The sequence below is a fragment of the Williamsia sp. Y712 genome, assembly GCF_059445525.1.
Genome location: NZ_JCAIUN010000003.1, coordinates 487,354 through 513,142, shown reverse-complemented (window position 1 = coordinate 513,142; position 25,789 = coordinate 487,354). Strand labels below are relative to the sequence as shown.

The 25,789-nt window shown below is 63.8% G+C and carries 23 protein-coding genes; 2 read left to right on the top strand and 21 right to left on the bottom strand.

Features of this window, described 5'->3' with window-relative positions; genetic code table 11:
• Positions 1 to 9 precede the first annotated feature (9 nt).
• The 3 genes from AC1D75_RS21685 to AC1D75_RS21675 all read right to left on the bottom strand — a co-directional run bounded on the left by AC1D75_RS21685 (position 10) and on the right by AC1D75_RS21675 (position 3,534).
• On the bottom strand, positions 10 to 1,410 hold the full coding sequence (locus tag AC1D75_RS21685; RefSeq protein ID WP_495517380.1) for a carotenoid oxygenase family protein: 1,401 nt from the start codon (positions 1,408 to 1,410) through the stop codon (positions 10 to 12).
• A 38-nt stretch (positions 1,411 to 1,448) separates the two neighbouring features.
• Positions 1,449 to 1,868 (bottom strand): hypothetical protein, encoded by a 420-nt coding sequence (locus tag AC1D75_RS21680; RefSeq protein ID WP_495517379.1) that lies wholly within the window; start codon positions 1,866 to 1,868, stop codon positions 1,449 to 1,451.
• A gap of 352 nt (positions 1,869 to 2,220) precedes the next feature.
• A complete protein-coding gene (locus AC1D75_RS21675; protein ID WP_495517678.1) occupies positions 2,221 to 3,534 on the bottom strand; it encodes a lipase family protein in 1,314 nt (437 codons plus the stop codon).
• A 339-nt stretch (positions 3,535 to 3,873) separates the two neighbouring features.
• Here AC1D75_RS21675 and AC1D75_RS21670 point away from each other — a divergent pair, with 339 nt between their 5' ends.
• On the top strand, positions 3,874 to 5,157 hold the full coding sequence (locus tag AC1D75_RS21670; RefSeq protein ID WP_495517378.1) for a competence/damage-inducible protein A: 1,284 nt from the start codon (positions 3,874 to 3,876) through the stop codon (positions 5,155 to 5,157).
• A gap of 80 nt (positions 5,158 to 5,237) precedes the next feature.
• Here the strand turns inward: AC1D75_RS21670 and AC1D75_RS21665 are convergent, their stop codons facing one another.
• Together AC1D75_RS21665 and AC1D75_RS21660 are read right to left on the bottom strand one after the other, a co-directional pair.
• Positions 5,238 to 5,837 carry an NADPH-dependent F420 reductase gene (locus tag AC1D75_RS21665; RefSeq protein ID WP_495517377.1) on the bottom strand — a complete coding sequence of 200 codons (600 nt, stop codon included), beginning with the start codon at positions 5,835 to 5,837 and terminating at the stop codon, positions 5,238 to 5,240.
• A gap of 73 nt (positions 5,838 to 5,910) precedes the next feature.
• The gene (locus tag AC1D75_RS21660) at positions 5,911 to 6,642 is read right to left on the bottom strand and encodes an SDR family oxidoreductase (RefSeq protein WP_495517376.1); all 732 of its coding nucleotides are present in this window, start codon (positions 6,640 to 6,642) and stop codon (positions 5,911 to 5,913) included.
• 104 nt (positions 6,643 to 6,746) lie between these two features.
• Here AC1D75_RS21660 and AC1D75_RS21655 point away from each other — a divergent pair, with 104 nt between their 5' ends.
• Positions 6,747 to 7,595 carry a LysR family transcriptional regulator gene (locus AC1D75_RS21655; RefSeq protein ID WP_495517375.1) on the top strand — a complete coding sequence of 283 codons (849 nt, stop codon included), beginning with the start codon at positions 6,747 to 6,749 and terminating at the stop codon, positions 7,593 to 7,595.
• Positions 7,596 to 7,630: 35 nt separating this feature from the next.
• Here the strand turns inward: AC1D75_RS21655 and AC1D75_RS21650 are convergent, their stop codons facing one another.
• The 16 genes from AC1D75_RS21650 to AC1D75_RS21575 all read right to left on the bottom strand — a co-directional run bounded on the left by AC1D75_RS21650 (position 7,631) and on the right by AC1D75_RS21575 (position 25,679).
• Entirely contained in the window at positions 7,631 to 8,287 is a 657-nt protein-coding gene (locus AC1D75_RS21650; protein WP_495517374.1) for a thiamine pyrophosphate-dependent enzyme, read from the bottom strand.
• A 3-nt stretch (positions 8,288 to 8,290) separates the two neighbouring features.
• Positions 8,291 to 8,797, bottom strand: coding sequence for a thiamine pyrophosphate-binding protein (locus AC1D75_RS21645; protein ID WP_495517373.1), 507 nt, complete (start codon positions 8,795 to 8,797; stop codon positions 8,291 to 8,293).
• A complete protein-coding gene (locus AC1D75_RS21640; RefSeq protein ID WP_495517372.1) occupies positions 8,794 to 12,117 on the bottom strand; it encodes a molybdopterin cofactor-binding domain-containing protein in 3,324 nt (1,107 codons plus the stop codon). Before AC1D75_RS21640 ends, AC1D75_RS21645 begins: the two co-directional genes overlap by 4 nt.
• The gene (locus AC1D75_RS21635) at positions 12,114 to 12,572 is read right to left on the bottom strand and encodes a (2Fe-2S)-binding protein (RefSeq protein ID WP_495517371.1); all 459 of its coding nucleotides are present in this window, start codon (positions 12,570 to 12,572) and stop codon (positions 12,114 to 12,116) included. The genes AC1D75_RS21640 and AC1D75_RS21635 overlap by 4 nt, the downstream gene beginning before the upstream one ends.
• Before the next feature lie 6 nt (positions 12,573 to 12,578).
• Positions 12,579 to 13,589 (bottom strand): ABC transporter substrate-binding protein, encoded by a 1,011-nt coding sequence (locus AC1D75_RS21630; RefSeq protein ID WP_495517370.1) that lies wholly within the window; start codon positions 13,587 to 13,589, stop codon positions 12,579 to 12,581.
• 242 nt (positions 13,590 to 13,831) lie between these two features.
• Positions 13,832 to 14,617 (bottom strand): UTRA domain-containing protein, encoded by a 786-nt coding sequence (locus AC1D75_RS21625; protein WP_495517369.1) that lies wholly within the window; start codon positions 14,615 to 14,617, stop codon positions 13,832 to 13,834.
• Between the two features lie 85 nt (positions 14,618 to 14,702).
• Positions 14,703 to 16,049 (bottom strand): NtaA/DmoA family FMN-dependent monooxygenase, encoded by a 1,347-nt coding sequence (locus tag AC1D75_RS21620; RefSeq protein WP_495517368.1) that lies wholly within the window; start codon positions 16,047 to 16,049, stop codon positions 14,703 to 14,705.
• A 12-nt stretch (positions 16,050 to 16,061) separates the two neighbouring features.
• On the bottom strand, positions 16,062 to 17,159 hold the full coding sequence (locus AC1D75_RS21615) for an LLM class flavin-dependent oxidoreductase (protein ID WP_495517367.1): 1,098 nt from the start codon (positions 17,157 to 17,159) through the stop codon (positions 16,062 to 16,064).
• A gap of 31 nt (positions 17,160 to 17,190) precedes the next feature.
• Positions 17,191 to 18,876: an asparaginase domain-containing protein gene (locus AC1D75_RS21610; protein ID WP_495517366.1), complete on the bottom strand. Its 1,686-nt coding sequence runs from the start codon at positions 18,874 to 18,876 to the stop codon at positions 17,191 to 17,193.
• A gap of 153 nt (positions 18,877 to 19,029) precedes the next feature.
• Positions 19,030 to 19,797 carry an ABC transporter ATP-binding protein gene (locus tag AC1D75_RS21605; RefSeq protein WP_495517365.1) on the bottom strand — a complete coding sequence of 256 codons (768 nt, stop codon included), beginning with the start codon at positions 19,795 to 19,797 and terminating at the stop codon, positions 19,030 to 19,032.
• A 32-nt stretch (positions 19,798 to 19,829) separates the two neighbouring features.
• Positions 19,830 to 20,711, bottom strand: a complete 882-nt coding sequence (locus tag AC1D75_RS21600; protein WP_495517364.1) for an ABC transporter permease — start codon at positions 20,709 to 20,711, stop codon at positions 19,830 to 19,832.
• Complete coding sequence (locus tag AC1D75_RS21595; protein WP_495517363.1) at positions 20,704 to 21,558, bottom strand: ABC transporter permease; 855 nt, start codon at positions 21,556 to 21,558, stop codon at positions 20,704 to 20,706. Before AC1D75_RS21595 ends, AC1D75_RS21600 begins: the two co-directional genes overlap by 8 nt.
• A gap of 179 nt (positions 21,559 to 21,737) precedes the next feature.
• Positions 21,738 to 22,499 (bottom strand): IclR family transcriptional regulator, encoded by a 762-nt coding sequence (locus tag AC1D75_RS21590; protein ID WP_495517362.1) that lies wholly within the window; start codon positions 22,497 to 22,499, stop codon positions 21,738 to 21,740.
• 267 nt (positions 22,500 to 22,766) lie between these two features.
• Positions 22,767 to 23,543, bottom strand: a complete 777-nt coding sequence (locus AC1D75_RS21585) for an IclR family transcriptional regulator (RefSeq protein WP_495517361.1) — start codon at positions 23,541 to 23,543, stop codon at positions 22,767 to 22,769.
• Positions 23,519 to 24,808: a hypothetical protein gene (locus AC1D75_RS21580; RefSeq protein WP_495517360.1), complete on the bottom strand. Its 1,290-nt coding sequence runs from the start codon at positions 24,806 to 24,808 to the stop codon at positions 23,519 to 23,521. Before AC1D75_RS21580 ends, AC1D75_RS21585 begins: the two co-directional genes overlap by 25 nt.
• A complete protein-coding gene (locus AC1D75_RS21575; protein WP_495517359.1) occupies positions 24,786 to 25,679 on the bottom strand; it encodes a VOC family protein in 894 nt (297 codons plus the stop codon). The genes AC1D75_RS21580 and AC1D75_RS21575 overlap by 23 nt, the downstream gene beginning before the upstream one ends.
• Positions 25,680 to 25,789: the final 110 nt, after the last annotated feature.

The following is a 25,789-nucleotide window of genomic DNA, read 5'->3' as shown; positions in this document are numbered from 1 at the left end:
TTGCCCACGTTAAGACGCGAGCCAGGCCCCGTGGAGTCCGGCGGGCACCCGGATCGGCAAGGTGATGGTCGCGATCGGGCCCGCGGCGGGATCGTCCGCGGTGAGTAGGTAGAAGTACGAACGCATGTCCTGCGGGTCGGTACCGATCGCACCCCAGTAGTCACGTTCGGATCCCGGGATGAAGATCGGCTCCCCGATGGCCACGCCGGGCGACCAGCACACCTCGGTGCCGCGGGCGAGGTCGTGGAACCACAGGCTGTCCAGATCGTCGCGGTCGGCGTCGGCCTTGCCGACCGTGGCGACGTGCCCATGGTCGAGAGTCAACCTGCGGTCGTCGACGCGCGGGAACTCGATGTTGGTGCGCTCACTGACGACGGTGCGGTTGATGGCCCCGGTCACCGGATCACATACCGTCCGGGTGAGATGGGAGACGTTGGGAACAGAAACCTGCGCGAACCCCGAGGGGTATGCCCATTCGACGTAGTCGACGGTGACGGTGCCGTCGGGGTTGTCGAAGGCGTTGGCGAAGTGCCACACCCAGAACGTGTCCGTCTGGATCCAGCGCACAGTGCTGCCGTCACGCGGGATGAGTGCGATCCGCGTGCCCTCGTCGGGCCGCCACGACAGCAATCCGCCACCCGTCACCGCCGCCTCGAGGTCGAACGCCAACGGGTTGATGAACAGGACGACATAGCGCTGCGTGAGCGCCATGTCGTGGATCATCATCGGGGCGTCGAGTCCGTCCACCACCGTCGGTGGACGCTGTTGCCGTCCGTCCGGACCGACAACCGACCAGGTCAGGTACGGCGCTTCGAGCGTGTAGTTGAACAACACCATCTCACCGGTGTGGGGATCGATCTTCGGGTGGGCGGTGCTGCCGACCCGCATGGCACCGTCGCAGTCTTCTCGGCCGAGTGTCGCCAGGTTCACCCGATCGAGGCGGTAGGGCTTGTCGGATTCGGCCATCGCCATCAGGCGTCCGGCGTGCTGCACGATGTTGATGTCGGGCAAGTGTCGATATGTGCCCACGAGCTCTTCTCCCACCACACCGGCCGGCGGGGTGTAACCGTCGGTGAGTCCGGACCAGATCGCTTGGCCTGCTTGTTCTTCGGCCAGCACCATGGGTGTCCGGACGAATCGATTGCTGTATGCCGCACGTCCGTGTTCAACGGTGATGCGATGGACCATGCCGTCACCGTCGAGTGGGTAGACGTAAGAGCCGATCGGATCGAAACGCGGATTGGGACCGTTGCGTAGATAGCTGCCCCGCACATCGGCGGGTAGCTCCCCGACGATCTCGAGCCCGTCGACGTCGACCTCCTCGCGCTGGGGTGCGTTCACACCGGTGAGGTGCCCGTGGTGTGTGAGGTCCAGCGGGGCGGGACGGTTGGGGTCGACGATTACGGTCATCGAAAGTCTCCTCGATCGAAAGGAATTGTGGTGGTTGGCTAGCGGCTGATGGGCCCGGGCGCGGTCTCAACCGGCGCGTCGGCGATGACACCGGTGCCGGCCCGAGAGTTGCTGACGAGGCTGTCGATCACCAGAACGTGCGGTGCTTCTGCACAGATGGCTTCGATCCGCGCGAACAACTCGACCTCGAAACCTGCAGGCACCGGAGTCGGAGGTTGCAGATCCACCAGTGCCGACAACACCGCATACGGCGATCGCCACGACAGCTCGCCAGCGGTTGACCGCCTACTGTCCGCGCCGAGCCCGGACACCAATTGACGCAAGCGGTGTGTTTTCCCACTGCCCGGGCCGGCCGTGATGACCAATGCGCGCGGTGCGACTCCGTCGACGGCAAGGCGTAGAGCAGCGGCGATCTCGTCGACGACTGCCCGACGAGCGCCCAGCTGCGTCGTCCGCATGGCGCTCAGAATAGGACAGTGCACGACTCGGTGCACTCCCAAAGCCCACGTTGATGCCCGCAGGTGGCAGCAAAACATACACGCGGTGACCGATGTTCGGCCGTGCCCAGGCAACAGACGATTGGTTGAGCGCATGATCGTGCGCTTTCCAGCGGCGACAGCATTGACCATCTGGACCAGAAGCCGGCGCGGGTGTGCTCGGCACTCAGTGTGACTGCGTCGCAACTTATCTCGATCCACACCACAGAACCAACCGAGCGTCACCTCACCTGCGCGCTGACGTGGCTGACTCCGATCTCCCTGGCACTGAACGCATTCCGCCACACCTATACGTCGACCGCTCCCGTGATACCTAGCCCGCGGGAACGGGCAGCGGTGCCAGAGAGTTGCCAGGGGGGATCGATGAGCAGTTGTCCGGGACGTACGCTCCGGCGAAGTGCTGATCGAGGAAGCGAGCCGCTTCCGCCTGGAACGGGACGTACGCCTGGCCGTGGCTCAGTCCGGCGTACCGCGTGTAGTTGACCGGCACTCCCCGACCGCAATACGTGTGGGCCAGAGCCTGGACGTCTCGGGTGATCATGACCTGGTCACCGATTTCATCGATTTGGCCGACGGCCAGGAACAGGGGCACATCAGGGGTTCCGGCGGTGCCCATGATGTTGTCGTTGATGGCACGGACCACCTGGGGTACCTGCAGCAGCGAGGTAAGGGGCGGGGCGACCATCTGGGCGTCGGTGAGTCCGGGATAGGCCGCGACGAACTGGTCGATGCACTGATGCTCGACACGCTTGACGATCTCGGTGCCGTAGGAAGACAGAAACGACGAGGGGTTGAGATCGTAAGTCCGGTTGTATGCGACCACCAACGCCGGGATGACGCCCGACCAGTTCTGGCTCCCACTCACGTAGGGCAAATTGTGCGCCAGGTCGACGGGCAGACCGCCGCCCGCCGCAGCCACGATGTTCAGGTCGGGCGCGTAGGTGGGTGCAACCTCGGCGCCCCACTCGGTCGGGACCGACCCGCCCGAGTATCCGACAAGTCCGACCGGCGTGGACGAGGGCAGGCGCAGGACGGCTTCGGCCGCCCGGACGCCATCGAGTGCGGCGTATCCGGATTGACGCCCCACGGTCCATTCCAACCGTTGACCTTCGTAATCGGGGACGCTGACGTGGTAACCCGCAGTCAGATAGCCCGCGATCACCGACTGTCCGGCCAGCGACAGTTGACTGGGGTTGTTGCCCTGCAGGGTGTACGACGGGTCGCACTGCGAGCCGAGGGCGTCGTATGCGGTGTGGAAGGAGACGATCCGGGTATCTGCGGTTGGTGTGATCGGCCGGAATACCGTGGTCACGGTCGTCACCGGGGCACCTTGCTGATCGGTGGTCCGGTACAGCGCCTGCGTACCCGCGATCGGCGTCCTGAGTTCGCCGGCCGCGAAGGTGATGTCGCGGGTGCGGAGCACGGTCCCCGGCGCCACCGCATCCAACGGTCCTGTGTACACGTAGAACGGATCCTCCGCGGGCAGTGGCGCCGCGGTCGCTGTCCCGGTGGATGATTCGATGGTCACCGGCACCACGAGTGCTGCGACCAGCAATGCCACGAACGCAACGATACCGAAGAAAGCCGAGCGTGAGCTGGTGTACCACCGACCATGAATCCAATTCATCGGGCTCATGGGAACTCCTTGTCGCCATTGCCGCAATCGAGACCGCCAGGAAGAATGTTCCTATTTTGTCACATTCACGCTGCTTTTACTCCTGCATTGTCGAATGTATTGCCATTGGGTTACGGAAACCGGCAATTCCAGACGCAGAGATACCGTCATCGATGGATATTTTGAGGACCAAAACAGTTGCTGCGGTGGACTTTCTATCGCAGCGACACACCGAGGTCGCCGTGGAGCAAGCCCACCGACGGTCTCACCTGTCGATATTCGGGCGATTGCGACAACCGGGACACGATGTCGAATTACGTCTGTACCGCCGGCCCCACTAAGCTCGACAACATGACAGTGCGGGCAGGCGTGGTCGTCACCGGAACCGAGGTTCTCACCGGTCGGATCACCGATCAGAACGGTCCATGGGTGGCCCAACAGCTCCTCGAGCTCGGCGTCGACATCGCGCACATCACGGTATGCGGCGACCGACCCGACGACCTGACGGCCCAACTGCAGTTCCTGGCCGATCAGCGCGTCGATCTCATCATCACAACCGGAGGTCTCGGACCGACCGCCGACGACCTGACCGTCGCGACGGTCGCGGCGTTCTGCGGTCGCGAACTGCTCCTCGATACCGACCTCGAGGAACACATCAGCGGCATCATCAAACGGTGGCGCGGACGACTATCCTCCGATCCCGATCCGGCGCCGTTGCAAGCGGGCATCCGTAAACAGGCGATGGTTCCTCAAGGTGCACAGTCGATTCCGCCGACCGGTACCGCACCGGGCGTGGCGATCGAGGCAACCGGGCTACCTGCCATCCTGGTGCTTCCCGGCCCACCGCTCGAACTGCAGGCGATGTGGCCTGCGGCGCTGAAGACGTCTGCGGTTACAGAGGCCATGGCCAACCGATCAGTGTTGCAGGAGTCCATCATTCGGGCGTATGGCCTCTCCGAAGCCGATCTTGCCGCGACATTGCGCGCCGCCGAACAAGATCTGGCCGGGTTCGAAACCCTCGAGATCACCACCTGCCTGCGACTCGGAGAGCTCGAAATGGTGACCCGCTACCCTGATTCGTCGACTGACACCTACGCCGACTTGTCATCGATCGTCACGGAACATCATGGCGCACGGATCTTTTCGACGGACGGTTCGACCATCGACGACCAGATCGCGGAAAGACTTGCCGGGCATCTGGTCGCCACTGCCGAATCATGCACTGGCGGCCTGCTCGCCGCGCGGCTCACCGACCGCCCCGGGTCGTCGGCGTACGTCGTCGGCGCAGTCGTGGCCTATGACAACGCGATCAAGACCGGTCTGCTCGATGTGCCGTCGGAATTGATCGCGCGGCAGGGAGCCGTCAGCGAACAGGTTGCCGCACAGATGGCCGAGGGCGCGTTGAGCCGGCTCGGCGCCGATGTCGCGGTGTCCACGAGCGGGATCGCCGGCCCCGGCGGCGGAACCGATCTCAAACCGGTGGGTACCGTCTGCTTCGCCATCGCGGTCGCGGGTGAGCCGACGGTGACACGGACACAACAACTCCCGGGTGACCGCGCAAATGTACGAGCACTCGCCGTCACGTCGGCGATGCATCTGCTCGCAGAAGTGCTGGAGGCGACACCGCCCAGGTGACGCTGTGCGCCACCTGGGTCGCAATATGGTGATCCATCAGCCGTTTCGGTTGTGGCTCAGCCTTGTTCCGCGGACGGGGTTCACCGCGCGACGGTGATGTTGAACGTGGCTGTCTGCAAGGCACCGGCGAGCGCGAAGAACATCGGGGCAAGGTGCTCGGTCGCCAACGCGGTTTCGACACCGCCCAGATCGAGAATGCTCTCGTCGGGCCATCCCAGGTCGGTCAGCAAACCGGCGACCACCGTCTTGGCGGTGCTGTCATCGCCGCTGACGAAGACGGACGCCCGGGGTAGGGAGGCCAGTGGATCGACCATGATGGTGAAGTTCATCGTGTTGAGGGTCTTCACGACACGGAGCTGCGGGAACCGGGCCTGTACCTGTTGGGCCACGCTGTCGCCTGGGTATGCCAACGTCATCTCTGGGGTGAGAGCTGCTGACGGGTCCAGCACGATCTTGTCGCGCAAGACATCCGCGCCGATGTCCTGCAACGTGGCGAGTACGGCGGTGCCGGGGATCGCGGTGATCACCACGTCAGCTGAAGCAACCGCGTTCTGTTGACTGACGGTTCCCGCTTTTCCCGAAGGTGTCCGTGACCCGTAGACGACGTGGTGGCCGGCGGAAGCCAGTCGTGCCCCGAGTGCGGATCCGACTTTGCCGGTGCCCAATATTGCGATGTTCATGAACTCTTCCTGTTTCAGGGACGTAAGTACCCACGGTGACGCGGGCTCGAGCCGAAAATGAGATCGACGACGATCACCAGGGAACGACCCCGGCGTCCTCGAAGAAACCCCCCGTGGGACCGTCGTCGGCAAGAGTGGCCAGGGCGATCGCGGTCTGGGCGCCTTCTGTCGGGCTGCGGACACCGCGGAAGCCATTGAGGTCGGTGGCGACAAACCCTGGGCAAGCACAATTGATGAGGATGTTGGTGTCGGCCAGTTCCTGGACGTATTGCAGGGTCACCGCATTCAGGAAGGTTTTCGAGGGCGCATAGGCCACTGCAACCGGACCGGTTGTCGTTTCGCTGCCGGGACCGGATTGCCGGGTAAGAGAGCCCACGCTGCTGGACATGTTCACGATCCGTGCCGACGGTGATCGACGCAGCAACGGCAGCATGGCGTTGGTGACTCGAATGACGCCGATGACGTTGGTCTCCACGACCGCACGGATGAGAGCCGGATCGACGGTGGTCGGCTCTTGCGGACCGCCGCCGGTGATGCCCGCGTTGTTCACCAGGGCGTCCAGACGGCCGGCTCGCTCTTCTATCAGGTCAGCGGCCGCCGCAACACTGCGGTCGTCGGTGACGTCCAATGGGACACCGAAGGCGTCGATGCCCGCTTCTCGAAGTCGGGCCACCGACTGCTCCCGTCGTGTCTGGTCCCGGGCTCCCACACCGACACTCCAACCCAGCGCACCCATACCCGCCGCGATCTCGTAACCGATGCCCTTGTTTGCGCCCGTCACCAGGACGATCTTCGTTTCGCTCATGCCATCGATCATGCGTCCGCTCAATCAGATCCGTCCAAGACCGTTCAGGTCACAAGCGATACCCGCAAGGTATTGGAACTGGCCGCTGTGAGTACGCTGTTGCCGTGGAATCACGAGAGCTGCGGTACTTCGTCGCTGTCGCCGAAGAACTACACTTCGGCCGGGCGGCGCAGCGCTTGGGTATGGCTCAGCCACCCCTGTCCAGAGCGATCAGCCAACTCGAACGGCGACTGGGCGCAGAGTTGTTGCGGCGCAACAGCCGAGAGGTGTCCCTGACCGAGGCCGGCACCGTATTGCTGCACGAAGGACGGGTGGCGCTGGATGCGATGGAGGCCGCCGAACAGCGCGCTCGCCGCGCAGCCCTGGCAGGCGCCGGCCAAGCCGGAGTGATCCTGGCTTCCAAAGCAGGAGCATCGAGCGAACTGCTGACGAAGCTACTGCACGCCTACGCCGCTGAACCCGGATCGATCCGCGTCGATGTCGTTCTGTGCGCGCCCGGCGAGCAAGCCCAACTACTGCGCAACGGTCGCGCCGACGTCGCCTTACTCCACCAACCTTTCGACAACACAACAGGATTCGATACCGAGGAACTTCTCACCGAAGATCAGATCGCGGTCCTTCCGGCCGGCCATCGCCTCACCACTCGATCCGACCTGCACCTCCATGATCTGGCCGACGTACCCGAGCTACCCATGCCTCGCTGGCCCAGACCAGACGGAACCTACGCAGAAGGCCCAGGCCCCCAAGTCCACAGCCACGCCCAAGTTCTGCAGCTCATAGCCCTTGGCCGAACACTGATGGTGGCGCCTGACTCCTGTAGGACGCAACTGCACGATGACCTCGTGGCCGTACCGATTGTGGACGCGCCGAAAATCACCACGGTCATCGCCTGGCCACCACACAGCCGGTCGCGAGCTGTCGCCGAACTCGTTCAAACTGCACTTCGCCTCTGAATCCCGAGGTCCGTTTGGCCGTCCAGGTGATGCGCTTACCCGGATTCAGTCGACAGAACGTGCCCTCGACTGTCCGGGATCACACCCGGGACAGCTGAGGGGTTCTCGTCAGCGTCGCGAGCGGCCAGCTCTTCTTGAAACAGCGTGCGGCACTGGACTCCTGAGTGTTGTCCCGGTCCGCCATAGGGCGACGGCTCCGGCGCCACCTCGACCACGGCAAGACCAGGACCGGGCCGACCCAAGAACTCGGCAAAGGAGTTTCTCAGTTGTTCCTCGGTTGTCTCCGCAGGGATGAGTTCGACGCTGCGCAGTCCGGCGCCGCGTCCGATGGCAGCGAAATCCGCCGTTGCGTTCGTGCCGAGCGGTTGGCCGCCACCCGTTTCGTACCGTCCGTTGTTGAAGACGACGATGTGGAGGTTCGGAGGAGCCGTGCTTGCGATCGTGAGCAGAACCCCGAGGTTCATCGCCAGGTCACCATCGCCTTCCAACAAGACGAAACGCAGGTGCGGCCGACTCACGGCAGCCCCGAGTGCCAGTGCAGGCGCGGTTCCCATCGGGTCGGACGCGTAGTACGTGAGCTGACTCGCGCCCTGATCACGCCAGGCCCGGCCTGCCGTTCCGAGGCTCGCGAAGACCACGGCGTCTTTGTGGAGCGCGTGGTCGAGCGCACGTGCCACCGATGATCGCTTCATTCTTCAGAACCCCGCCAGCACGCGTTTTGTGCACAACAGAACCACGGGACGCTGCGTCATTTCTGCTTCGTCGAAGGCGGTCTCGAAGATCTCGCTGTCCGACGAGGACTGCACCTGGTGAACGCGCAGGCCCACCGCTGACATGACACCGTAGGTGACCGAATGCTTGTAGGCCTGATAGTAGAAGTTGTCACCGGCAGCGCCCCGATCGGCGGCGATGACCACGAACGGAATCTGATGGTGGAGGCCGTAGCCCGCAAGGGCATTGGTGGCCAGAAGCAGTCCGGCGTTCTGGCACAACAGGACCGACCGCGCGCCCATCAACGAGGCACCCGCGCAGATACCCACACCATCGTCCTCTCTGACGACGGACACGTGGCGAATGCTCTCTTCTTCCTCGACCTCGGCGATCAGGGGGCCGAGCCAACTGTCGGGTAGTGCGGCCGAGACCCTCACTCCGGCCCGTACCAGACTCCGCGTGATCGGTCCGGTCTGCGTTGAGGTGCTCACCGGGTTTCACTCCATCGGCGGTATGCCTTGCGGGTCAGGCCGATCGCGGCTTGTATCTTCCACTCGTTACCCGGTAGCGGATGTGCGCGATGCGATAGTTCGACGTCGAGCGCCTTCACCAGTTCCCCTTCGGTCGGTCGTACGTCCCGGAACGCGGATTCGACCGCCGTGGGATGCCATGGAGTGGGTGCCAGTGCACCGAAACACAGTCGAGGCCCGGACCATTGGCCACCATCATCGACGTGGACGGACAAGATCAGCGACAACATCGCGAAGTCACCGTCGTAGAGCCGGATCTTCTCGAAGACGGACCTGGCCACACCCGCCTGCGACGGCACGGTGACCGATTCGATCATCTCGTCCGGCAGGAGACTGAGTTCGCCAGGCCCGGAATAGAGTTCGCCGATGTTGACCGTCCGGGACCGACCGGGGCCGGTGACCTCGATCCGAGCGTCCAAACCGGAGAACACGGTCGCGAGATCCGACGGTGTCACGGCCTGACAGCGGTGCCCACCGAGTGCCGCGTGGTGGAACCGATGATCGCCGTCGACGGCGTAACACGGACACGTGACGCCGCCACGCTTATAACAATCGAATCCATTGCGGAAGTACCAGCACCGCTTGGCCTGTGACAGATTCCCACCCACTGTGGCAACGGTGCGGATCTGAGCAGACGCGATGGAGTCGACGGCTTCGGCGATCACCGGCATCGATCCTCGGGCCCAGTCGGCGAGTTCGGTCAGTGTGACGGCGCCGCCGATCGTGTAGGCCCCGTCCACGCCGTGGACTATCTGGCGCATCGCTGTCACGTTCGCGGTACTGATCAACACCCGCGGCGCGATCAACAACTGTTGCTGCTGGACAAGGACATCCGTTGCCCCACCGACCAGCACGGCGGCTCCGGCCGGTTCGTCGGCGAGCATCGCCACCGCTTCGTCGACGAGGGTCGGAGAAGCCACCACTTCGACCGCCGCGGTCTCGGGTCGGCGCGCCCAGCGCGTTCCGTATCGGTCGAGAAGGTGATGCAGACCCAGGGGATACAGTCGCCGGAAGGCCTCGATCTGCCACCGGGACGGCCTGCGGGCCAGGTGAAAGCGCCGGGTGGCCGGGACCGCAACGGCGCCGTTGTCACGCAGCGCGGCGAGCAGAACGTCAGGTGTCAGCGGAAGGGTCCGGAACCGGATCCCGATCGCGTCGTATACAGCGTTGAGGACAGCGGGTGCCACTGGCACGATTGCCATCTCGGCCACGCTCTTCGCATCGAACGGACCCGCCGGCTCCGGCCCTTCGATCAGGATCGAACGGATATCGGGGGCGGTGGTCGATCGCGGGACGGGGTAGTTGAGGTAGCTCGTATTGACCGTTCGACCACCCTCGTAGATGAGATGCTCCCCCACCACGGCGCCGAGCCCCTGAACGACACCGCCGATGATCTGGCCATCGACGAGCGCGGGATTGATCGCGCGCCCCACGTCGTGCGCCGCCACGTACTCGATGATCTTCAATTCACCCGTATCAGGGTCGATCTCGATCTCCACCGCGTGCGCTGCGAACGTGTAACTCGCGGAGATGTTCGGCCGGTCCAGACCGGTCCAGTAGGGCTCCATCTTCTCTTCGAGATATTCCGCCTCGATGCGCAACACCCCGGCGCTGCTCTCCGGCGCATGCCCGATCAGGTCTGCGAAATCGCCTGACCCGATGCGGCCCAGCTCTTCGAGGCGTTCACGCAATGCGGTCGCGGCCTTGACCACCGCATGTCCACCCATGTGCGTTCCGCGTGAGCTCCAGGCGCCCATCTCCGGAGGCGCCTCATCCCAGTCGGTCATCACGACATCAACCAGGTCAAGAGGTACGTCGAGGATGTCCGCGGCGAGCTGTCCGAGGATCGTGCGTTGCCCGGTTCCGGCATCACTGCCACCGAATTTGACTGTGATGCGCCCGGTTTCGGAAGCCTCTACCGCCGCCGCACTGACATTGCCGCCGGGGTAGGCATACGAACCACTACCGTGCATGCCTGCCGCAACGCCGACTCCACGGTATGCCACCTTCGCGGACTTCTTCTCTGCCCAGCCGATTCCGTCGCGCACCGCGTCGAGACATTCGACGAGTCGGTTCGACCCGATGCGGGCACCGGCCAGGGCGCGAGTATTCGGCAGGCCCGCATTGCGCCGCCGGAACTCGATCGGGTCGATCCGGCACTTCTGTGCCAACTCGTCGACCAACGACTCGACCGCGAGCGCGGTCTGCGGTTGCCCATATCCCCGGAACTGTCCGCCGGGAGTGAGGTTGGTGTCGACGAGTCGCGCACGCCAGATCGCAGCGTCAGGCCGGTACATCGACCCGAGCACCTTGATGCCCGCACTCATCACAGATGGTCCGTAGTGGTTGTATGCGCCATTGTCGACGTCGATATCGGCTTCCAGCAGGCAGATTCGACCATCAGCATCGGCGTGGACGGTCATCTCGCTCCGGAAACCGTGGCGCGGTTTGGTGGAAGCCAACTCCTCGGCACGTGAGAACTCCAGCATCACCGGCGCTCCGGCGCGCATCGACAGCAGTGCCGCGATGACCTCGTGCTCGCTGACCTTGGATTTGGAACCGAAGCTTCCACCGACAGCGACATCCCGACAGACGATCTGATCGGGGCGGAGCTCGAGGAGCTGCGCGAGTTCATGGATCACAAAGTGTGCCGCCTGGGTTGACGTCCACAGTTCCAGTCGGTCGTCGTGCCACCAGGCCAGTGTCGTATTCGGCTCCATACAGGCATGTGACACACGGGGATAGACGAAGACTCCGTCCGTGCGATGTGCACTGTTACGCCTCCCGAGATCGGGTTCGCCCCAGGTCCCGTCCGATTCGACAGACACGTTCGAGCCCGACGATCGCCGGTGGATGCGAGGGGCAGATCTCGCCAGTGCAGCGGCAACGGTCAGCGCCGCCGGTCGTCTCCGGTACCGCACCACGATCCGGCGCAGGGCCTCCTCTGCGGCCTCCGGCGTCTTCGCTGCGACCGCGGCGATTTCCTGGCCGTGAAATCGGATCTCCCCCACCGCAAAAGGCGTGCGGTCGGAGAACGTGCCACCACTGTGCAGGTAGCGGGCACCCGGCGGTAGATCACGGGAGTCGACAACCGTAACCACTTCGGGCGACGCCAACGCACCACTGAGGTCGACGTGCTCGATCCGAGCACTGGCCGTCGTCGACCGCAGGATCTTGGCGTACAGCATCCCGTCGGGATGCACATCCCCTGCATACAGCGCTGTGCCGGAGGTCTTCTCATCCCAGTCAAGCGGGCGGACGGACCGTCCCACCGAGGTCACTGCAGCGCCCTTCTCCGCTGCGCGACCGATTCGACAGCGTCGATGATCTGAACGTATCCGGTACAACGACAGATGTTGCCTGCCATGGCTTCGACGATGTCCTTGCGCCCGGGTTCGGCCACCTCCCGCAGCAGAGCCGCCGCTCGGACAACCTGCCCCGGAGTGCAGAAGCCACACTGGAATCCCGCATGGTCCGCGAATGCTTCGCGGAGGTCGCGGTCATCCTCGCCGAGACCGGCCGCCGTGGTCACCGGCTCGGTGACCACGGCGGCGAGGCTGACGCAGGACAGCACGGCTTTCGAACCGACGAAGACGGTGCAGGCCCCGCACTCCCCCCGGTCGCACGCAGCCTTGGGTGCGGTGTGGCCGTGCGCACGCAGGACACGCAGCAGCGTATCCGCGGGGGCGATGTCCACGACCAACTCGGCTCCGTCGACCTTGAGTGTCTTCTTCACTGCGACTTACGAGGTGACCACGAAGTCAGGAACGTAGCTCGATGCATCGGCCGGATCGTCCAAGATCTTCTCGTCTTTCATCATCTCGGCCATCCGGTCGAGCGCCGCGATGTTCACCGCCGCCGCGTAGGGCGGCTCTGTCAGCGACTTGAGCACAGTGGCGTCCTGCTTGCATGCCTGCGCCTGGATCGCGTAGCGCTCGTCCTGATTTTCCGGGAGCTCGATCTGTTCCGAAGCCTCGATGAGCGCTGTCTGGAACGCCTTGAAGGTCTCCGGATCGCTTTGGGCGGCATCGCCTTTGGCCACATACCCGGCAAAGACAAGCGGCTGGCCCGCACCCGCCACGACGTAGGGGTTACCGAGTGATTTCAGTTCGGGGAGCATATTCTGCTCGGTGATCTGCGCAGCATCGATTCGACCGGACGCCACCGCGGGCCCCAGGTCCGCGAAGGGTAGTGCGACAAAATCCACCGTGGACGGATCGGCACCGCCCGCCCGCATCCATTCACTGGTGATGATCTGGTTGATCCCAGCGACTTCGTTGACTCCGATCTTGGTTCCTTCCAGCGACTTGGCGTCGGTGTACTTCGAGCCTTCCTTCACGGCAACGGCATTCGCCTTGTTCGCCGAATCGGTCGGTGTCTCGTACGCGGTAGAGATCCAGGCCAGGTCGATCCCCTGGTCGAGCGCGCGCATCGTCGAGAACGGATTCGTGAACGCAAGGTCCACCTCACCGCTCTGCAACGCGGACAAGCCTGCCGCGCCACCCTGGGCCCGAATCAATTCCACGTCGAGTCCGTGTTCGGTGAAGATGCCCTTCTCCTGCGCCCAGTACACCGGCATCTCGTTGCACAGTCCGAGTGTCGTCACGGACACCGAGCGCGTTCCGTCCGCCGATTCGCTCGCCGGGGCAGATGATGAGTCCGACCCGCAGGCGACGAGCACAGCGGCCATCAGGGATGCGGCCAAACCGGCACCGATCTGTTTGCCGTAGTGGCGGGAGGAAGCGTCGTTCATGAGGATCCTTACGCGATGTGGGAGATCCGACCACGGCGAGTGCGCGGCCGTTGATGCAATGCCATCAATGACGCGTTTCGGTTGTGAGTCCCGGGCATGTCCGCGATGTTTCGCCCCTTGGCCGCTACACCCGACCGCCTCGAACAGCCCGAGCCGCCACCCGATGCCGTGTTACGCCGCCTGGGTTACCTGTTGGCCACCATTCGATTTAGGGCCACGCAGCCGCTGATCGCGAGGTGTCTTCAGCCTCGTGGAGGGTCGAGGGCAACGGTCACCATGTCGCTTCGATAGCGGGCATGGGAAACCAGAATGGTGTGTCCCCGTTCATCGAAGACCGTGGTGTCGATGTACAGGATCGGGGTTGTGGTCTCGACCTCGAGCAGCGCTGCGGCGGACTCACCGGCCGCGACGGCCGAGATGCGACGGTCAGCGGTCAAAGTTCCGTAGCCGAACCGATTTTCGAGGATCTGGTACAGATCGTCGATTGCATCGTCGCGAGTGAATTCGTCGTTCGGGCGCAGCGCCAGATAGTAGGTCCGCAACTGCCTGGGTACACCTTCGCCGATACTCAGTCGTTCGAAGATCGCAACCGAGGTGGCATCGGGTGGAAAGACCTCGGCCAACGGTCCTGGTATGTCGGGCGAGACCTTCCATCCGATGATCCGTGTGCCGTTGCGATCGTCGTTCACACCCCCGGCAGCCGAATCGATCAGAAGGTCGAACCGACTGCGCCGATGGACGTTTGTGGTGTACGTACCGGCTCCGACCGCGCGGTGCAGGCGTTTCTCCGCAACGAGTGTCTGCAGCGCCAGGCGGACACAGTTGCGCGAGGAGTGAAAGGCGCGCGCGATGTCCTCGTCGGCGGGCAATCGAGCGGCCGAACCGAGCCGGGTGACAACGATTGCCGAAATCAGGTCACGGAGACGACGAACTTCATCTTGGCGCCGATTGCCCTCGAGTCGCAGCAGATTGCTGTTGACGCGGTCCTGACGAAAGCGCGGCTGCCGGAAAGGCGGAGGCGAACTCACCGGTCGATACCGTGATCCGTCACCGCATCCCTCCCAGGTCGGATGTAGTCGGCGACGAACGTGGCCGCCGACGGCTCCTCTCATGCTAGCCGAATGCCTCCAGCCCCAGGTTCTCCCGCAGGGTCGCGCCCGCGTACGACTTGCGGAATCGGCCGCGCCGTTGCAGCTCCGGAACAAGGAGTCCCACGACGTCGACGACATCGCCGGGCGTTGATTGTGGGTGCGAGATCATGAAGCCGCCCCGACTGCCCGTGGCTTCGAAACTCTCCTCCAGATAGTCGGCGACCTCGCTCGGTGTCCCGACCACCGTGTGGTCGTATCCGGTGGCCTCGCGCCAGCCGTTGTCGATGAGTTCGGTCCGCGTCATCTCGTGGTTCTCGTCGTACTTCGCGAAGAGATCCCGGAAGGCCATCGGACTTGCATTGCGGGCCTTGGCTTCCGCCTGCAGATCACCGAGGGTGAAGGTCTCGGGCAACGCCGCGAGGTCGAGACCGGTCTGGTGGGACATGAACGCCGCGGCACCGTCGCGAGGCAGGACGTCTCGCAGCATTTCGCGCCGCGCCAGCGCTTCGGACCGGTCCCGGGCGACGATCACCTGGATGTCCCAGAGGATTCCGACCTTCTTGGGGTCGCGACCACTACGGACAAGGGCGGCGTCGAGTTCGGTCCGGTGGTTGATTCGCTGACCCGGATCCCAGGCCCCACCGAACACGACATCGGCGAACTTCGAGGACGCGTTGATCCCCCGGGGTGAGCCGCCCGCCTGGATCAGCACCGGTGCACCCTGCGGGCTCGGTACGGTGTTCAACGGTCCCACGACGTCGAAGAACTCGCCCACATGATTGATGGGCGACACCATCGAGGCATCGGCCACCTGCCCGGTGGCCTCGTCCCAGACGAACGCGTCGGGACCGACACTGCGCCACAACGCCTGACAGACGTCGATGAACTCTTCCATCCGCCGGTACCGCGCGTCGTGATCGGCCAACTCTTTGAAGCCGTAGTTGGCGGCATCCGCGCCCCGCGAGGACGTCACCACATTGAAAGCTATTCGGCCGGAGGTGATGTGATCAAGTGAGTTCAGCAACCGCGCGACATAGAACGGGTGCATGAAGGTCGAGGAATACGTCAGACCGAACCCAAGCCCCGTCGTACCCTGCGCGAGCGCTGCGATGAAGGGACTCATGTCCTGCCGGGGCCACCCGACGCCCCAGTGCACTGCGGCGTCGATCGACCCGCCGTAGGTCGACGGGATGCCGGTGCCGTCGCCGAAGAAGATCATGTCCAGACAACCGCGTTCGGCCATCATCGCGACTTCCTGGTACATCTTCAGATCCGGGAATGTCGCGCCGGCCCACGATCCCGGCAGCCGCCAGCGGCCTTGGTGATGCGCGAAGGACATGTCGAGCGCCAGGCTCATTTCGTAAGACATGGGGAGCCGACCTCAGGCGGCGGGAAATGTCGAAGGGACAGGTGTCTCCGAAGTGGTGACCGGATGGTCGAGCAACGGGACGACGTCCCGACCGAACCGCTCCATACCTTCGAGAAAATCGTCGAAGGTGAGCATGATTCCCGAAGTGCCGGGGACTGCGGCGAGTTCGTTGAGCCGATCGGCGATGGTTTGCGCCGAACCAGTCAACGGAGCAGCGCCGTAGAAGGGGCTGATGTCGGTGCGGTGGCGCTGCGCGACCGCCGCGCTCGATCCGGTGGTGGCGGTGTCCCTGGAATACTCCGCAACCATGGCGGCCAGCGCTTCGTGATCCGCACCGGCCACATAGCGACTCACGATCCGGTCGGCCTCGGCGTCGGTGTCGGCAATGACCAGCGTTGCGTTGGCGATTGCGGTGGGGTGCCGGCCGGTGTCCCGACAAGCCTCCGCCAGGGCTGTGTTCGATCGCAGCACCGCTTCCGGCGTCGACCCGGCACCGAAGTGGTAGTCGGCGTACTCGGCGACGAAGCGGCGGCCGCGCGGCGAAGAACCGGCCGAGATGAGGTCGATGTGACCGGCCGGCTTCGGCAGGCATTGGGCGTCATCAACCTGGAAGTACTTTCCGTGGAAGGTCGCCGCGCCATCGGCCCACAGGGTCTTGGCGATATGGGTGAACTCGGAGAGCCAGTCATAGCGCACGTTGTAGTAGTCGTCGCCCGGCCACGCACCCATCTGCTGGTACTCCGCCTGGTTCCAGCCGGCGACCAGATTGAGTCCGAAACGCCCGCCGGACACATCGTCGAGTGTCGCCGCGGTCTTGGCGGCCACGAGTGGATTGATGGTCAACGGCGACACCGTTGCGTACAGCTTGATGGTCGAGGTGACGGCGCACAGCGCCGCAGTCAGCGCCAACGGGTCAACCGTGTTGTCCCAGTGAGACGTTGCCCCGCCGAACCCGCGGTACTTCAGCATCGACAAAGCGAAGGCGAAATCAAGCTCTTCGGCTTTGGCGACGATCCGGCGATTCAGGTCGTAGGTGGGCATGTACTGCGGTGCGTCTCGCGACAGCACCCAGCCGTTGTTGCCCACGGGAAGGAAAACTCCATACTTCATCTGTCAGCTTCTTCCGTGCGGTTCCGTTGGTTCAATGTGTGTCGAAGACAGCCTGATACGCGCGCACTTTCGCCCGGATCGCGTCGATCTCCTCGTCGGTCGGTGCCTGCGGATCGACCGCCGGGGGCACGCATCCGAACTTCAGCAAACATGCCATCAACAGCATGCGCGCCTTGGTCGCGGTGAGATTGCCCGCAGTGACGAACAATCCACCCTGCCCGCCGTACCGCGAGACGTAGCCTCCACCACCGCGACCCACCGCGACAACCGGAATGCCCGAATAGACTGCGAGTTTCATCGCAGCCAGCAACGATTCGTACAGTCCCCCGTACGGCGACGATCCTTCGGCGATGAACCCGGACAGCGGGTACCGCGCGAGATTCGCCTTGATCCGGGCCAGCACCTCGACCTCACCATCGACGGAGTCCGAGAAATCGTCGGCGCCGAAGTTGGCATATCGGTTGATGGTGACCTTGGGTAGGGCCGTCTCGAGCAGGTTCCCATCGGCATCCTTGATCGAAACATCGACCAGGACAGTGGATCCATCGACGGTTGCAACGCCCTGGACGGAATCGGGAAGCTGCGTCAGACGCACCGCGGATGTGTGCGTGTGCCGCGCAACCGGAATGAAGGACAGCACGGGATCCCAGACGGTGTTCCCCACGATGCCACCATGTCCCCCGGTTGCGATATAGCCGCCGGGACGTGCATCGGCCTTCTGCACCTCGCGGGAGGTGAAGATCTGGCCGTTCTGCACCATCACAACACCCACTCGGTCCGAGCCGGCCGCATCGGCCCACACGCGCGAGGCGATGTACTTCGTCGACTGGATCAGGTTGTGGTCGCCGTCGTTACCGATCACCCCGTGTGGGTACTGAGATGCATTGCCCACGATCGGACTCTGGGTGTCGATCAGCAGATTCAGCCAGTACAGCGTCTCCTCCGCCGTGGGACTTCCCTCCAGCCAGATGGCACCGTCGTAGCCGCCCGCGCCGAGCGTCTGTGCCACCGAATTGGTCAGCCGCGCCAGGGTCGGCAGAGCGGGTTCGTGCCGAGTTGGCTTGTAAGGAAAGAAATCTTCGCCCAGCACCTCGGGCGAGATGTCGCCATCACCGATGTCGGTACGTTCTGCCGCCGGCAGCCCCTTGGTGTAGCCGCCAGAAGGGGCAGCGCGCACGAACTCGAAGTCTGCGACATCGCCGAGCAGATTGTTGTACCCGAATTCATCGATCCCGAAGCGATCGATCTCGGAGAAGATCTGCGACGCATCGGGATAGAACTGTTGGCGCGGCTCCCCTGCCGACGTGAACCCCGTATCCCACGGCCGCCCGTCGGATTGCCGTCCGGCGTAGGGCAGCAGATACGGGCCATCGGAAGGTCGGACGGTGACCCGGTACACGGGTATCCCGTCGGCGCCCGGGGTCGTGCTGAAGTCACCGGTCACCGGATCGACGAAACCGTCTGGAGATACGTGTGATTCGGCGGCATCCCGCTCCAACGGATGTGCTGAGAGGGCTTCGACGTACACCGTCGCGGTGGCCGCGAGCCGCTGAGATCGAATCGTGTCGAAGCCGGCGCCCTGACCCGGCAGGCCACGGTCTCGGCGGACCGAATCGCTTGTCCTCAGTACACCGCTGTTCTGAATGGTTGCTCGCGGGCCCGAGAACACCGCGATCCGCGGCCTGTCCTTCGCACTCGACTGGTCTCCTGAACTCATACCGAAAGTAAAGACCAGTGGTGTTGCGGCGGTGTAAAGCACTGCAACGCAAGTGGTTACGCCATCTCAAACGCCACGTTTGGGCCTGTGTCCAGGCGTTTGCCCATCACACCCGAGCACTTACGCCACTCATCGGATGCCTTGCGGACAAAGTCAGGCCACGACCGCTTCTGCAGGCCGCATCACGAGCTGGAAGACCTCGGTCCGCAATTCGGCGAATCGCGGTTTCAGTTTGGTGGTCACCTGATCTCGGACATGCCCGAGATCCACCGGGATGTTTGCGACGAGATGACCCGGATGTGCCGCCAGAACCAGCACCCGATCCCCGAGGTATACCGCCTCATCGATGTCATGGGTGACAAAGGCGATGGTCACCTTGTACTCATCGCGAACCTTCAACACCAGGTCTTCGAGGTCGGCCCTGGTCTGCGCGTCGACGGCGGCGAACGGCTCGTCCATCAACATCACCTTGGGTTCGACAACCAGCGCTCGTGCGATCGCAACGCGCTGCTGCATACCGCCCGACATCTGCCAGGGGTACATGTCGCCTTGTCCTGGCAGTCCCACCGAGGTCAACGCATGTTCGACACGGTGGGCCACTTCTGATTTCGGTAGCTTGTACGCGGCCGCGGCCATGACCAGGTTCTTTCGAACGGTCATCCAGGGGAACAGCGACCGGCTGTAGTCCTGGAACACAACCGACAAGCCGAAGGGAGGACCGTCGACCCGTTCGTCGCCGAGCATCACCTGTCCACCGGTGGGCGACAGCAAGCCGGCCATCATCATCAACAGCGTCGACTTGCCACATCCCGACGGTCCGACGATCGAGACGAACTCCTGTTCGCCGATCGCGACCGTGGTGGAGGCGAGCGCCAAACGCTCACCGTAGGTCTTGGTGACCCCTTCGATACGAAGCTTCATGGCTCTCCTTGCGTGCGTTGTGGGTTGGTCGTCTACAGGTCGCGTAGCGAGCTTCGGCGCTGCCACCGCAGAACCCGCTTCTCGACGGTGGTCATGATGGCGTTCAGCGCGATACCCAGTACCGCGATCAGCAGGAATGCGGACCACATCTGCCGGTACTGAAAGGTCTGCTGATAGACCATGACGTTGTAGCCCAGACCCGCAGTGGTCGCATACAGCTCCGAGATGATCATCAGGATGAGCCCGATGCCGATGCTCACCCGTAGCCCGGCCATGATCTGTGGCATCGCCGCCGGGAGCAGAACGCGGCGATAGAGGGCCAGTTTTCCGAGCTGCATGCTACGAGCACTTCGAATCCATTGCGGATCAACGCCTGAGACTCCGTCTGCGGTGTTGACCACGATCAGCCACACCGTGCCGAAGAAGATCAGGAAGATGTTCATGGAGCTGTTGGGACCGAAGATCTGGAACACGATCGGCAGCAACGCGACGTTCGGCAACGACATAAAGAAGCGCACGATCGGGTTGTACATCCCGGCCAGGATCTGGCTGCGGCCCAGTGCCATGCCGAACACGACTCCGACAACCGCGGCCAGTCCCCATCCCGCTGCGAGCCGTCCGAGGCTGACCGGCACAGTGTCGTAGAAGTCGCTGGAGAGGAACAACATCGACGGATCGCTCGACAGCCAGTCCTTGCGGAACTGCACGAGAACATCACTGAGCGGTGGAAAGAACACCGTCGGCGAGGTCTGAGCGAATACTTCCCAGGCGATGAGCAGTGCCACGAGCAACCACAGCGCCCCGATCGGCGTCAGGACGCGACGGGCAGCGGCGACGGTGGTCCGGGACTTTCGCAGGACGACCGGGGGCTGCGCCGCAACAACTTCGGGCCGCAACTCGGTGACGCTAGACAATGTGCACCCACTTCATCGAAGTCTTCTCGATTCGCACGAGAACTGTGTAGACGGTCATTCCGATGACACCGATCACCAGCAGCATCGCGTACACCACGTCGATCTTCAGCGCTTGCTGATACTGGACCATCAACGTCCCCACACCCGACTTCGCACCGAGTAGTTCGGCACTGATGACCACGACCAGTGCAACACCGGAGGCGATGCGCAGCCCGATGACGATGGACGGGAGCGCACTGGGCAGGGTGACGTAGGCGTGCGTCCTGAGCCAGCCCCACTGCATGGATCGGGCGGCGTCTTTACGCATCGGTTCGGTGGATGCGACGCCATACATCGTGTTGATCAGGACGATCCAGAACGTCGCATACACCGCGACGGAGACCTTCATGTCCAGGCCGAGTCCGAAGATCAGGATCACCACCGGGATCAGAGCCGTCGCCGGAATCGACCGAAACACGTTGACTGCCAATGTGGCGGGGAGCGTGAGCCATGGAATCGTGCTGATGAGCAGTCCGACCGCAATGGCGGTGACCGAGCTGAGCACCAACCCGGCAAGCCACGCCCACATCGTGTCGCCGAGACTCGACAGGAACTCGCTGTCGGTCAGCAGGTCGGGCAGACGTGCGGCGACCGCCGAGGGATACGGCAGGGAACTCGACGGCACGAGATTCAGTGCCACGACCACGGTCCACGCCAGCAGCAGCGTGAGGACCCCCAGGGCGCCCAAGCCGACGGCACGAACCCGATCCGGACTCAACATCACCTTGCGCACGCTTGCGACAGCACGGACACCCGTGGAGGGTTTCGCGTCCGACGCAACCTCTTGTTGCGACGTCGTCGTGATCATGGGCTGCACCCTCGATTTGTGTGGAAGTTCACTGCGAGACGTTGTCTCGCACTACGCGACAATTCGACCAAGGTGTGGCTGCGCTGTCAATTCGCCGGGGTTCCCAATCCCAGGATTTACCAGCGTGTTTCACGCCCGTAATGTGCCGATCCGGCCAGAAGTACGCGCGTCCACCACGGTCAGCCAGGTCCGAGTTCGCAGGACAGGGCCTCCGCAGCGGATTTGAGGGCGGCGATGTGTCGGTCGAGGTCTCCGCTGACCGACACAGACGTAGCCACCACCGCCAGGGCCGCCACGATCCGGTCACCGGCGAACACCGGGGCGGACAGTGTCCGAAAACCGTTGACCACTGGTGATTTCACCGAGACGTAGGTGGAACGAATGCGTTGGAGCTCGTCGGCGAATTCGGGATTCGTGCGCAGTTCGGCGCGCGCCATCGAGGCGTCGGATTCGGGAAGAAACGCACAGAAGACCCTTCCCTGCGCCGAGGCCGTCGGAGAAAGCCGTGCACCGACGCGCACCGTCACCCGTGCCACCTGCTCGGTATTGTCGTTGGTGGCCACCACAATTGGACTCTCACCATCCCAGACGCTGAGAACCACCGTCTCGCGGACCTCGGCGAGCAGTTTTTCCATATGGACTTCGGCACTTTTGATGACCGGAAGACCCGCGCGGGCCGCCGCCGCGAGTGTCATGACATGCGGCCCCAATGAGTACATGGATTCACCGTCATCGAATCGGATGAGGTTCGCGTCCCGCAGCGCCTTGGTGTAGCGATGCGCGGTCGCCTTGCTGGTGTTGAGCACCACGGTGATCTCACCAAGGCTCATCCGGGGACGCGCAGGGGTGAACGCCGCGAGGATCGTTGCCGCTCGCTCCACTGCTTGAATGGCCGGTAAGGCTTTGGCTTCCGGTTCTGATACCGCGATCGCCGCCGTCATCGTGGGTTCATCCGCAACGGCCGCCACATCCACACTTACTGGATCGCCTGCGGATTCTGTGACTCGATACCGCACATGATTCCTCTCCCTGGATGCCGGTGTTATGGCCGGCGTGACCCCACCCGCGGCCCGAATCCGGGCCGGAACATGGCACTACTGGGAGGCTAAGTCGCGAATTGGATTACGTCAATGCGGGATACCATCTCGCAATATGACGAGCGGATCGTATCGCCGCTGTAACAACCTGCGTCGGTCAGCCGACACATGTCATCCGTTGCCGAGGGCCGCCGACAGACGTTCGGCGCTGCTGCGAAGCGCGTCGATATTTCGCTGAACCTGCTCATCGCTCGCGACCGACGTCGCCACCACGGCCAGTGCCGCAACAACGTGGTCGGCCTGGAACACGGGGGCCGCCAACGTGCGAAGTCCGTTGACAACAGGAGATTTGACCGAGACGCCACTCTCACGGATGCGCACCAGTTCGGCGGCGAACTCGGGATCGGACTGGATTTCGCGGCGCAGCATCGGGACCTCCTCGTCGGGGAGATACGCGCAGAACACCCGCCCTTGCGCGGACGCGGTCGGCGACAACCTGGCACCGAGGCGCACGGCGACGCGCGCAACGTGATCGGTGTTGTCGTTGGAGGCGACCACGATGGGGCTCTCGCCGTCCCACACACTGAGCACAACCGTCTCCTGGACCTCCCGGAGGAGTTGCTCCATCAGCGGTTCCGCAAGCTTGATCACCGGTAGTCCGGAGCGGGCCGCGGCCGCCAGTGTGAGGACCTGGGGGCCAAGTGAATACACGGTTTCGGTGGGGTCGTAACGGAGCAGGTTCACCTCGCGCAACGCCTTGGTGTAGCGGTGCGCCGTCGCCTTACTGGTGCCCAGCGCCGCCGTTATCTCGTTCAGCGACAATCGCGGACGAGCCGGGGTGAAGGCAGACAGGATGACGGCAGCACGTTCGACCGCCTGGATGACTGGCGCACCCTTTTCTTCCGGCGTCTTGGCCACCACCGTCACCTCTTCTCTCCAGCTGCCCATCTGCCACCGATGTCGGCGTAGATATGTGCACAGCGCATCAGGTCGCTGACGCGCAACACGTCGCGATCGGCATCGTCGTCGTCCGCCACACTAACCGGCCCTGTCCGGACGGTTTCGACACCGGCCTCGCGGAGCAGCGCACCGTCTGTGGATCCGGTCCAACCGGTCACTTCGGGGGCGCTTCTTCCGTGGTGACTCTGCCATACTGCGCGGGCAGTGTTCACGAACACAGAATCTTGTGACGTGAGACCGGCAGCCTGCGGCGTTGTCAGCTCCACTGCGACAGTGCAGCCCTCGAGGGGACTGCCCGCGAAGGCCCGGTCCATTGACGAACAGAGATCGGCGGCCAGGTCGGCGACGACATCGCCGGGCATCGTGACGAGATACACGTAGAGATCGACATGGGACGGCAACAGATCGGGTTTGCGAACCGAACCCGTCCTGACCGCGCCGATCCCCGCCTCACGCCCGATCTGACCATCGCGGTGGCCACTGTGCGTCAGCCGGTGGCGCCAGTCCTCGAATGCGGCGCACATCGCGCCGATGTGGATGGGGAGGCCACCGGATGGTTGCGCACGGTCGCGGCTGAGCACCGCACCCCGCTGACCCGAAACCCGGATACGCAGGTATCCCGCTCCCGGTTCCTCCCACAGCACGCCCGGCGGACCGCATTTCGCGACAATCGCGGCGCCAGGGGGCGGATAGGCCTCGAGATGGTCCTTCAGACCGCTGTAGACCGCATCGGCAGGACCGGGATGCTCACCAAGCGTGTTCTCATGCGTTCCGCCACCGGCAAGTACCAATCGCAGGGAGCGCGGTGCGGATGTCGGCAACGACGTTGCAGCACCGGCAAATCCGACCAGTGCCGCCGCCGCCGGACCGCGCGCGACCCCGAGACCGAACGCCGAGACGGCATCCGCCCGCCTGGTGAAGCCCACCGCTGCATCCGCCCAGGACCCGGTGATGTCGTGATCGGCAGACCCGATCCCCGTCAGGGACGTGTCGAGGTGGGAGTACACAAGCAGATCGTCGCGCGACGCAACCCTGGTGCAGCACACCAGGTTCGCGCCAGCGCTGCCGATCTCGTCCACCGTGAACGACAAGGCCGGCCAGCGCAGGCCTGCCCACCGGGCGAGCGCATACGCGGTCTGCCGCTCTTCACCCCGCGGTGTCGGCTGTGCGGTGAGAACACCGATCGCCCCGAGCAGGCTGTCGATGCCTGTCGAGTCGGTGCTCGGCGGGTCAGTGTGCCCAGGTCCGGTCATCGGCCTCCGCACGCCAGATATCGATATTCCGCGGATCTCGTTTGAGACGACGGGGACGGTGCGTCTCGTGTTCCTCCGCGGAGAAGATGCGGTGTCCGTCACAGAGTTCGTAACGGGGCCCGTGTTTTTCATCGAACAGATAAAACGCGATCGAGGTCGACGCCGAGTGGTTCACCACGTCGCCGAGAATCTTCACGCCCTTGTACTGGGCTCGCGCACGGCGACGCATCACACCGTCCAGATCGCCCATGATGAAACACAGGTGCTCGAGTGCGAACTTCGTACTCCGGCGGATTGCCAGGCTGTGGTGATAGCGATCTTCACACCGCAGAAACGCCGTGAAATCTTCGACATAGTCAGACGGCATGAACCCGAGGACATCGAGGTAGAAGGCCAGGGTCTGCTCGTACTTGTCGGTCACGATGAACGGATGGACCAGTCGCTGCGGCCTCAGGTCCGGCCACGGCGTCTCCGCATATTCGAGGAAGCCCGTGAACAACTCCACCAGAGTGCCGTTGGGGTCACGAACCGCAAAGCCTTCCTGGCACAGCCCTTTTGTCCCATCGGTCAAGGGCAAGATCTCATGCCCCGACTCGGCAACCCGGTTCCGGAGATCGGCAAGATCTTCATCGGCGACGTGGAAACCCACACCGTCGTAACGGAACTCGGTCAGTGACGGGTCCGAGATCAGTTCGATACTGTGGTGTTCCAGGCCGACCCGAAGGTAGGCGTGGGTGTCGTCATGGCCTTCGGTGGCAAGGCCGACATGGTATTCGAGGAACTCGATGGTGGCGGCCATGTCAGGGACCGCGAGGCGCACAAATGCTGCACCTGCGGGCCCCCGACGGCGGTTGTTGCCTGGTTCGGACACGGACCTTGCCTTTCGTATGCGTGGAAGCCGTTGACGCCCACGTGTGACCACCGTTCGCCAGCGGATACGAAAAGGGTAAGAGCCCTGAGACCGACCGTCAAGCAATGTGG